Origin of the sequence: Roseateles sp., assembly GCF_052436255.1 — a bacterium.
Lineage (GTDB): Bacteria > Pseudomonadota > Gammaproteobacteria > Burkholderiales > Burkholderiaceae_C > Pelomonas.
Window position 1 is genome coordinate 1 of the sequence record NZ_JBQVNP010000176.1, and the last position, 9,637, is coordinate 9,637.

8 protein-coding genes are annotated in these 9,637 nt (G+C 69.7%); 7 read left to right on the plus strand and 1 reads right to left on the minus strand.

Features of this window, described 5'->3' with window-relative positions; translation table 11 throughout:
- The coding region (locus tag ACT6S0_RS24310; protein ID WP_444766337.1) for a PEP-CTERM sorting domain-containing protein at nucleotides 1-237 on the plus strand (237 nt) is incomplete at its 5' end.
- Here the strand turns inward: ACT6S0_RS24310 and uvrA are convergent.
- Nucleotides 238-3,123, minus strand: coding sequence for an excinuclease ABC subunit UvrA (gene uvrA / locus ACT6S0_RS24315; protein ID WP_444766338.1), 2,886 nt, complete (start codon nucleotides 3,121-3,123; stop codon nucleotides 238-240). It lies immediately after the preceding gene.
- A 70-nt stretch (nucleotides 3,124-3,193) separates the two neighbouring features.
- Here uvrA and ACT6S0_RS24320 point away from each other — a divergent pair, with 70 nt between their 5' ends.
- The 6 genes from ACT6S0_RS24320 to ACT6S0_RS24345 form a co-directional block, all read left to right on the plus strand.
- Nucleotides 3,194-4,756: an alpha/beta hydrolase family protein gene (locus ACT6S0_RS24320; RefSeq protein WP_444766339.1), complete on the plus strand. Its 1,563-nt coding sequence runs from the start codon at nucleotides 3,194-3,196 to the stop codon at nucleotides 4,754-4,756.
- 14 nt (nucleotides 4,757-4,770) lie between these two features.
- Complete coding sequence (locus ACT6S0_RS24325) at nucleotides 4,771-5,121, plus strand: alpha/beta hydrolase family protein (protein WP_444766340.1); 351 nt, start codon at nucleotides 4,771-4,773, stop codon at nucleotides 5,119-5,121.
- Nucleotides 5,118-7,067: an alpha/beta hydrolase family protein gene (locus ACT6S0_RS24330; RefSeq protein WP_444766341.1), complete on the plus strand. Its 1,950-nt coding sequence runs from the start codon at nucleotides 5,118-5,120 to the stop codon at nucleotides 7,065-7,067. Before ACT6S0_RS24325 ends, ACT6S0_RS24330 begins: the two co-directional genes overlap by 4 nt.
- A 137-nt stretch (nucleotides 7,068-7,204) precedes the next feature.
- Nucleotides 7,205-7,438, plus strand: coding sequence for a hypothetical protein (locus ACT6S0_RS24335; protein ID WP_444766342.1), 234 nt, complete (start codon nucleotides 7,205-7,207; stop codon nucleotides 7,436-7,438).
- 155 nt (nucleotides 7,439-7,593) lie between these two features.
- The gene (locus ACT6S0_RS24340; RefSeq protein WP_444766343.1) at nucleotides 7,594-8,844 is read left to right on the plus strand and encodes a hypothetical protein; all 1,251 of its coding nucleotides are present in this window, start codon (nucleotides 7,594-7,596) and stop codon (nucleotides 8,842-8,844) included.
- An 86-nt stretch (nucleotides 8,845-8,930) separates the two neighbouring features.
- A partial coding sequence (locus ACT6S0_RS24345; RefSeq protein WP_444766344.1) for an adenylate/guanylate cyclase domain-containing protein occupies nucleotides 8,931-9,637 on the plus strand: 707 nt, incomplete at its 3' end.

Here is a 9,637-nt window from a genome sequence, read left to right on the forward strand (position 1 = left end):
GCGCAGGGCGGTGGTTTCAGCCTGGCTGGCGGCAGCGCGCCAACGCCGGCGACGGCGGGCGGCGGCGGCATCGGCCTGGTCAACCTCGGCATGCCGGCCCTGCCGCCCGGCCGGGTGTCGACGGCCGATACCAGTCTGCCGGGCGACAGCGTCCCCGCCGTCCCCGAGCCCGGCACCTGGGCCATGATCGCCCTGGGCCTGCTCGTCATCGCCTTTCGCCTGCGCCAACGGCGCTGATCAGCGCCGCAGCAACGGCGCCAGATAGCGCCCGGTGTGGCTGGCCTCACAGGCCGCCACGTCCTCGGGCGTGCCGGCCACCAGCAGCTTGCCGCCACCGGCGCCGCCCTCCGGGCCCATGTCGATGAGCCAGTCGGCCGTCTTGATGACGTCCAGGTTGTGCTCGATGACGACGATGGTGTTGCCCGCGTCGCGCAGCTGGTGCAGCACCTTCATCAGCAGGGCGATGTCGGCGAAGTGCAGGCCGGTGGTCGGCTCGTCGAGGATGTAGAGGGTGCGCCCGGTGTCGCGCTTGCTCAGTTCCAGCGCCAGCTTGACGCGCTGGGCCTCGCCGCCCGACAGCGTCGTGGCGCTCTGGCCCAGCTTCACATAGCCCAGGCCCACGTCCAGCAGGGTCTGCAGCTTGCGCGCCAGCGTCGGCACGGCGTTGAAGAGCTCGTGCGCGTCCTCCACCGTCATGCCCAGCACCTGGGTGATGTTCTTGCCCTTGTAGAGCACCTCCAGCGTCTCGCGGTTGTAGCGCCGGCCCTGGCAGACGTCGCAGGGCACGTAGACATCCGGCAGGAAGTGCATCTCCACCTTCAGCACGCCATCGCCCTGGCAGGCCTCGCAGCGGCCGCCGGCCACATTGAAGCTGAAGCGGCCGGCGCCGTAACCGCGTTCCCGCGCGGTGGGCATCTCGGCGAACAGCTCGCGGATGGGTGTGAACAGCCCGGTGTAGGTGGCCGGGTTGGAGCGCGGCGTGCGGCCGATGGGGCTCTGGTCGACGTTGATGACCTTGTCGAAGGCGTCCAGCCCCTCGATCTCGTCATAGGGCGCCGGGTCGGCGTGGCTGCTGTAGAGCTTCTTGGCCACGGCGGCGTACAGGGTGTCGTTGACCAGCGTGCTCTTGCCCGAGCCGGACACACCGGTCACGCAGGTGAACAGGCCGACCGGGATTTCGACCGTCACGCCCTTCAAGTTGTTGCCGCGCGCATTGACGATGCGCAGCCTGGCGCCCTCGGCCGGCTTGTGGCGCTCCTTGGGCACCTCGATGCGCGCGGCACCGCTCAGGTAGCGCCCGGTCAGCGAGTTCGGATCGGCGGCCACCTGCGCGGGCGTGCCCTGCGACATGATGCGACCGCCATGCACGCCGGCGCCGGGCCCCAGGTCCAGCACCCAGTCGGCCGCGCGGATGGCGTCCTCGTCGTGCTCCACCACCAGCACCGAGTTGCCCAGGTCGCGCAGCCGCCGCAGCGTGGCGATGAGCCGGTCGTTGTCGCGCTGGTGCAGGCCGATGCTGGGCTCATCCAGCACATACATGACGCCCGTCAGGCCCGAGCCGATCTGGCTCGCGAGCCGGATGCGCTGCGCCTCGCCACCCGACAGGGTGTCGGCGCTGCGGTCGAGGCTGAGGTAGTTGAGCCCCACGTCATTCAGGAAGCGCAGCCGCGAGGCGATCTCGCGAATGACCTTGTCGCCGATCTCGGCCTTGTTGCCCTTGAGCTTGAGGCCTTCGAAATAGTCCAGGCATTCGCGCAGCGTCGAATGCTCGACCTCGAAGATGGGCCGGCCGCGCGTGCCGGCCGGCGCATCGGCCGGCTGCAGCACCACGTTGCGCGCCTCGCGGCGCAGGCGCGAGCCCTCGCAGGCGGTGCAGGGCTTGGCGGCCATGTAGCGGGCCAGGTCCTCGCGCACCGCAGCCGAATCGGTCTCCTTGAAGCGCCGCTGCAGGTTGGGCAGGATGCCCTCGAAGGGATGCTGGCGTTTGACCGAGCGCTTCTTGCCCGAGGCCGTCTCGGCGTGGTAGACAAAGCTGATGTCCTCGTCGCCCGAGCCACGCAGCAGCACCTCGCGGGCTGTCGCGGGCAGGCTCTCCCACGGCGCCTCGACGTCGAAGCCATAGTGGGCCGCGACCGACTCCAGCAGCGAGAAGGTGTAGGGGTTGCGCCGGTCCCAGCCCTTGACCGCACCGCTGGCCAGCGACAGCGTCGGGAAGGCGACGACGCGGTCGGGGTCGAAGACGGTGACCTGGCCCAGGCCCTCGCAGCTCGGGCAGGCGCCCACGGGCGAGTTGAAGGAGAACAGCCGCGGCTCCAGCTCGGGCAGCGAATACGAGCAGATCGGGCAGGCGAACTTGCTGGAGAACAGCGTCGTTTCGTCCTTGTCCATGTCCATCACCAACGCGCGGCCGTCGGCCTGGCGCAGCGCCGCCTCGAAGCTCTCGGCCAGGCGCTGGCGCAGGCTGTCGGCGGAGTCATGGCGCAGCTTGATGCGGTCGATGACGACGTCGATGTCGTGCTTCTCGGCCTTCTTCAGCGCCGGGACGTCGGGCGCCTCCACCGTCGCGCCGTCGACACGGAAACGCACATAGCCCTGGGCCTGCAGGTCGGCAAACAGTTCGAGGAACTCGCCCTTGCGGTCGCGCACGACCGGCGCCAGCAGCATCAGCTTGGACTCGTCGGGCATGGCCAGCACGGCGTCCACCATCTGGCTGACCGACTGCGCCTCCAGCGGCAGGTCGTGCTCGGGGCAGAACGGCGTGCCGGCGCGGGCATAGAGCAGGCGCAGGTAGTCGTGGATCTCGGTGACCGTGCCGACGGTCGAGCGCGGGTTGTGCGAGGTGGCCTTTTGCTCGATGGAGATCGCCGGGGACAGTCCCTCGATGATGTCCACGTCGGGCTTGTCCATGAGCTGCAGGAACTGCCGCGCGTAGCTCGACAGGCTCTCGACATAACGCCGCTGACCCTCGGCATAGAGCGTGTCGAAGGCGAGCGAGGACTTGCCCGAGCCCGACAGGCCGGTGAGCACGACCTGCGGATGCCGCGGCAGGTCGTCGGCGATGTGCGTGAGGTTGTGGGTGCGGGCGCCGCGCACGCGGATGAACTTGGACTCAGGGGCTGACATGGGAGTTTTCACGACGAACCGGCCATGATAGGCCGCCACAATCCCGGGCTCAAAACAGCAGGGAGTGCTGATGAAGAACCGCCTGGCCGCCGTGATGCTGGCCCTGGCCGCCGCCGTGCTGGCGCCGACCGCCCCCGCGGCCGAACCACCGCCGGCCACCGCCTTCTTCAAGCGCCCGCAGGTGCGCGCGCCCAAGCTCAGCCCGAGCGGCCGCTACCTCGCCATCCAGGCCGCCGGCAAGGGCGACCGTATGTGGCTGGGGGTGCTGGACCTGCAGACGCTGCAGGCGCCCAAGTTCGTCGCCGGCTTCAGCGATGCCGATATCGCCAGCCACCACTGGATCCACGAGGATCGGCTGGTCTTCGACGTGTCCGACTCGCCCGACGGCACGACGCGCGTCAACGGCCAGGGCCTGTGGGCGGCGGACCGTGACGGCACGAAGCTGCGCCAGCTGATCAACACCGACAAGCCCTTCATCACCACCGCCACGCTGATCGGCAACCGCCGGCTGGACGTCAACTGGACGCTGCACAGCGTCCCGCCCGGGCTGGACGGCAACGAGGTCGTCGTGCTGCGCCGCCCCTGGATGGACGAGCGCGCCGCGACCGGCGTGCAGCTCGCGCGGCTTGACACGACGACGGGGATCACCCGCACGCTCAGCACAGGCATCCCCGACCACACGATCAACTGGCTGCTGGACTGGCGCGCCGAGCCGCGCATCATCGAGACCCTGCACCAGGGCCGCGTCCGGCTGTTCCGGCGCGATGAGGCGGGCGACTGGCAGTTCTGGCATGACGACGACCCGCACGCGCGCAAAAACCCCTGGCCCACCTGGCTCGGGCCGGACGGCCAGATGCTTGGTATTCAGGGCCACCGCGGCTACCAGGCGCTGTACCAGCTGGACAGCAAGACGGGCCACAGCGACGGCGAGCCGCTGGTCACCACGCCGGGCTACGACTTCCGGGGCCGCCTCATCACCGAGCCCGGCAGCGGTCGGCTGCTCGGTGTGCGCTTCGAAACCGACGCGCCCGGCACCGCGTGGCTGGAGCCGACGATGAAGGCCATCCAGGCCGACGTCGATGCCCGCCTGCCCGGCAGCGTCAACCTCATCGAATGCCTGCGCTGCGTGGGCGCCAGCCATCTCATCGTCACCGCGCTGTCCGACCTGCGCCCGCCGCTGTACTACCTCTACAAGACGGCCGACCAGCAGCTCGAGCCGCTGGCCGGCATGCGAGCCGACCTGCCGGTGACGGCGATGGGCCAGCGGGACTACCACCGCATCAAGGCCCGCGACGGGCTGGAGATCCCGGTGCTCGTCACCCAGCCGGCCGGCGGCGTCAAGGGCGCCACGCCTACCGTCGTGCTGGTGCACGGCGGCCCGTATGTGCGCGGCACGCACTGGCGCTGGGAGCCCATGGCGCAATTCCTCGCCAGCCGCGGCTATCTGGTGCTGGAGCCGGAGTTCCGCGGCAGCACCGGCTACGGCTTCAAGCACTTTCGTGCCGGCTGGAAGCAATGGGGCCTGGCCATGCAGGACGATCTCGCCGACACCCTGGCCTGGGGCGTCAAGCAAGGCTGGGCCGACCCCAAACGCGCCTGCATCATGGGCGCCAGCTACGGGGGCTCGGCGTGACCGACATCGGCCTGATGTCCAGCATCAGCTGGAGCGATTTCTCCGAGGAGTGGAAGCAGTACGGCATGAAGCGCCTGGTGGCTGATCCGGAGACCGACGCCGAGCAGATGCGCAAGACCTCGCCGCTGGCGCGCTCCAGCAAGATCCGCATGCCACTGCTGATGGCCTACGGCGCCGAGGACCGCCGCGTGCCGCTCAAGCACGGCACCGACATGAAGTCAGCGCTGCGCGCCGATCAGCCGCTCGAATGGGTCGTCTACCCCGATGAAGGCCATGGCTGGTTCGACCTGAAGACCAACGAGGACTTCTGGGGGCGTGTCGAGCGCTTCCTGTCCCGCCACATCGGCAACGCCGCAAAACCATGATCAAAGCACTGACCCTGGTCATGCTGACCGTCGTCTGCGCCGCCCGGGCCGCGCCGCCCAGCATCGAAGACTTCCAGCGCCCGCCGGCCTTCTCGGGACCCGTGCTGTCGCCCGACGGCCGCCATGTCGCGGCCATCATCAACCCTGACGGCAAGACGACCAGCGTCGCCGTCCTCGCGACCGACAAGCCAGGCGAAGCCATCCCGATCAAGGCCTTCGGTCAGGCGGACATCAGGGAGACTTTCTGGATCGACGACGACCGTCTGGCATTCACGGTTCGCCCGCGCGTCGACGGCGAAGGCCGGGGCATCGCGCCGGGCTTGTGGACGATGAACCGCGATGGCAGCGGCTTCAAGCAGTGGGTCAACCCGACCGGCTGGGGCAGCCGCGGCGGCACGCCGCAGGCGAGCCGCATGCTGGACGGCAACTGGAGCCTGTTCCAGCCTCCCGCGCCGGAGCGCCCAGGCCAGCTCGTCATCCGCCACAACGTCGGCGACCGGCAGCGCCATCTCGGCCACGTCGAGCTGGCCAGCCTCGACGTGGCCACCGGGCGGCGCCGCGGGCTGACCGACAGCGCCCCCAAGGGCATCACCCACTGGGTGCTGGATGCCACCGGCCAGCCAGCCTTCGCGGCCGGCAGCAACGGGCGTGGCGGCACGCGCATCCATTGGCGCGATGGCGACGCGGGATGGAAGGTCTGGCACGAATCCGAACAGCGCGAATCGGACCGCTGGCCGCTGGCCATCGACCGCGAAGGCCGCCTGTACCTGAGCGTGCACGAGCATGGCCGGCGCGCGCTGCACCGGGCGGACAGCCTAGCGCCGGGCGCGCCGACCACGCGCGTGGTCGCCTCGGCCACCCACGACGTCAACCCCGGGCTGCTGCACGACGCCGACAGCGGCCAGTTGCTCGGCGCGCATTTCGAGGCCGAGGTGCCCCAGACGGCGTGGTTCTCGCCCGAGCTGGCCGAGGCCCAGGCCGACATCGACCGCCGCCTGCCCGGCGCGGCCAACACCGTCAGCTGCCAGCGCTGCCTGGCCGCACCGATGCTGCTGGTGACCTCCGTCTCGGACCGCCGGCCGCCACGCTATTTCCTGTTCGACCGCGCGACCCGTCAGCTGACGCCTGTGGCCGCCAGCATGCCGTGGATTACCGAAGGGCGGCCACGCCAGACGGCCGCCATTGCGGCGCGTGACGGCCTGCGTCTGCCGCTGGTGCTCACCCATCCCGGCACGCCGGGTCCGGCGCCGACCGTGCTGCTCGTGCATGGCGGCCCTTGGGTGCGTGGCAATCACTGGGCCTGGCAAGCCGAACCGCAGTTCTATGCGTCGCGCGGCTACCTCGTGCTGGAGGTCGACTTCCGCGGCAGCACCGGCTATGGCCAGCGCCATCTGCTGGCCGGCGACAAGCAGTGGGGCCTGCGGATGCAGGACGACCTGGCCGACGCGCTGGCCTGGGCCGTCAAGGGCGGCCTGGCCGACCCCAAGCGGGTCTGCATCGTCGGCGCAGGCTATGGCGGCTATGCCGCGCTGATGGGCCTGGCACGCGGCGGCATCAGCTGCGCGGTCGCCTCGATGGCGCCCACCGATCTCGGCAAGCTGACCTCGCGACACTGGTCCGACGCGCCCTTGGAAGCGCTGAGCTTTCACCTGCCCATCGCGGTGGGCGACGCCGAGGCCGACGCGACGCTGCTGACGACCAACTCGCCCATTCGCCTGGTCGACAAGCTGCTCGGCCCGCTGCTGCTGGCTTACGGCGAACTCGACGAGCGCGTGCCGCTGGCCCACGGCAAGGACCTGCGCGACGCGCTGACAGCAGCCGGCCGGCCGCCCGAGTGGGTGTCCTACCCGGGCGAGCGCCACGGCTTCTACAAGTGGGAGAACCGCCAGGATCACTGGCGGCGCATCGAGGCCTTCCTAGCCGCGCATCTGGCGCCAGACAAATAGCCGTCCATCGCGGCCGCATGCAGTTCGCCGCCTGCGTCCGACGCTTCATCGCAGCGTCATGGCGGCGCGCGGCTTCGGTGACGAAACTGCTTCCATCGACACAGCAATAGCGCTGAGCGAAACCCCAAGGAAGCATCATGAACACCACCGTACTCATCCAAGCCGCCGCAGTCGCTGCCTTCGCGTTCACCGCCTTCAGTGCCAGCGCTGCCCCACAGGAAATCAAGCAGCTGCCCCGCGTCGTCATCACCGGCAAGGCCACGCCGGCAATTGCCCAATTGCCCCGCGTCGTCGTGACCGGCCATGCCGTCCGCGAAGTGGCCCAGGTGCAGCAACTGCCCCGCGTTAGCGTCACCGTCCGCCGCGCCTGAGCCCGGCATGACGATGCCTTCGACGATGAATCACCGAGCCGAGTCGCCGGCGCAGCAGGCCGCCGGCCGGGGCTGCGCCGCCGAGTCGGCTTGCGACCTGCGCCGGCTGATACATCTCTGAAAGACAATCCGGGCTTCTTCATCGGAGCCCGCTTGTGAAAGAAGAGCTGCGCAAACGCCGATCCTGGCTGGATGGCTTCATGGCCTACCCAGCGCCGCCCGGCCTGAGTGAAACCGCACTGCGCGACAACATCATCCGGCTCGACCAGGCGTTGTACGCGCTGTGGGCGCTGGGTGACAACCTCATCTACGGCTGGACACCCGAGCCGCGCGGCCTGCGCGTGCTGGTCGCGCCCCACCCCATGCTGACCGAGTTCGCCCTCGGCGACGGCACGCTGTCGTCCGAGGAGCTGACGCGGCGCGCGCGCCTGTTGGACAAGCTGCTGTCCAACCAGGAGCACCTGGACAAGCAGGCCTTCGACGCCGTCGCAGCGGCGCTGGGCATCGTGCCCCGCCTCATCGAGCTGCCTTTCGCGCCCGAGCGCGGCCTGGGCCTGCCGCTGATCGCTGCCATCGCGGCGCGCTATGGCATCCGCCTGGTCGAGGACCGCGCCGTCATCCTGTTCGACGCCGTTGGCTTCTCGCTGCTGACGCCGCTGCAGCAAGTGGTGCAGCTCAACAGCCTGTCCTGCTCGGTCAACGCGGCCTACGCCAAGCTGCTGGACCGCGAGATCAACATCAACTTCGCGCGCACGACGACGGGCGACGGTTTCTACATCTGGAACCGCATGCGCGGCATCGAGGCCAATGTGGAGCTGTATCAGCTGATGCAGTTCATCCTGGCCGACAACGCGCTGGCCCAGGAGCGCGCGACGCGCCCCGAATCGGTGCCGCGGCTGCGGGCCTGCTTCCATGTCGGCTCGCACTACGAGTTCTATCAATCCGAAGGGCTGAACCCGACCTCGTTCAGCTACTTGGTCGGCCAGGTCACCATCGAGCTGGCCCGCATGATCGAGCGCGCCGAGCCGGGCCAGATCCTGGTCGGCAAATTCAACACGCTGATGCACGACGAGGCCACCGGCGAAGACGTGCGCATCGACAGCCTGGACTTCGTCGAGCGCACGCGCGCGCCGCTGCGCAGCCTGAACGGGCTCAAGCTCGCCGGCTCCGAGGTCGACGAGATCGCCTGCTACCTGACCGGCCGCCGCGACGCGACGGGGCTGTGGGGCATCAGCGAATACCACATGGCCGACAAGCATGGCCTGATCCACCGCGTCTACAACGCCAAGATCAACATCCACCGCCGCAATGGCGAGCCCATCTACCTGGGCCTGCGCGAGGAAGACCTGCCCACGGACTCGCCGCGTACCGTGGCCGACACCGACTTCACGCCGATGCAAGGCTAGCCTGATGCCCCGCGCCTGGAGTTACGTCGGCAAACGGCGCGTATTCGCCGCCGTCGCGGGCCGCAGCGGCTAGCATCCCCCGCGTTGTGACCGAGTCCTTCGCCTTCACTGTCGCCAGTCCCAACGCCGCTGGTCAGCGCCGGCTGCTGACGCTGCTGTTCGTCGACCTGAGCGGCTCCACGTCCATGGCGGAGTGGATGGAGGCCGAGCACTACGCGGCCATGCTGGCCGGTCTGCGCGAACTCTACGAGCGCATCGTGCCCCACCATGGCGGCGTCATCGCACGCATCCAGGGCGACGGCATGCTGGCCGTCTTCGGCCACCCTGAGGTGCGCGAAGACGACGGCCGTCGCGCCACCGAGGCCGCGCTGGAGCTGCACGCCGCCGTGCGCGGCCTGCTGCCGCCTGGCCCGCGGCCGGCGGGCTTCTCCGGCCTGTCGCTGCACAGTGGCATCCATGCCGGCATCGTCCTCGTCAATGACGGCGACCAGATGCGCGGCCGCTTCGAGCTGCTCGGCAACGCGCCCAACATTGCCGCGCGCCTGTCGGAGGCCGCCAAGCGCGACGAGATCATCGCCAGCGAGGAGAGCCTGGGCCTGCAGAGCCAGTTCTTCGAGACTGGCCCGCGCTTCTCGCTGCAATTGCGCGGCCGCGCGACCCCGCTGGCCGCCTACCGCGTCTTCGGCCGGGCCCCGGTGGGGCGGCGCTTCGAGGCCAGCGTGCGCCGCGGCCTGGCGCCCTTTGTCGGCCGCGGCGCTGAGCTGGCCGCGCTCGAAGTTGCGCTGGCCCGCAC

Coding starts and splice junctions, on each gene's coding strand:
- uvrA (WP_444766338.1), bottom strand. CDS start 3,123: ATGTCAGCCCCTGAGTCCAAGTTCATCCGCGTGCGCGGCGCCCGCACC.
- ACT6S0_RS24320 (WP_444766339.1), top strand. CDS start 3,194: ATGAAGAACCGCCTGGCCGCCGTGATGCTGGCCCTGGCCGCCGCCGTG.
- ACT6S0_RS24325 (WP_444766340.1), top strand. CDS start 4,771: ATGTCCAGCATCAGCTGGAGCGATTTCTCCGAGGAGTGGAAGCAGTAC.
- ACT6S0_RS24330 (WP_444766341.1), top strand. CDS start 5,118: ATGATCAAAGCACTGACCCTGGTCATGCTGACCGTCGTCTGCGCCGCC.
- ACT6S0_RS24335 (WP_444766342.1), top strand. CDS start 7,205: ATGAACACCACCGTACTCATCCAAGCCGCCGCAGTCGCTGCCTTCGCG.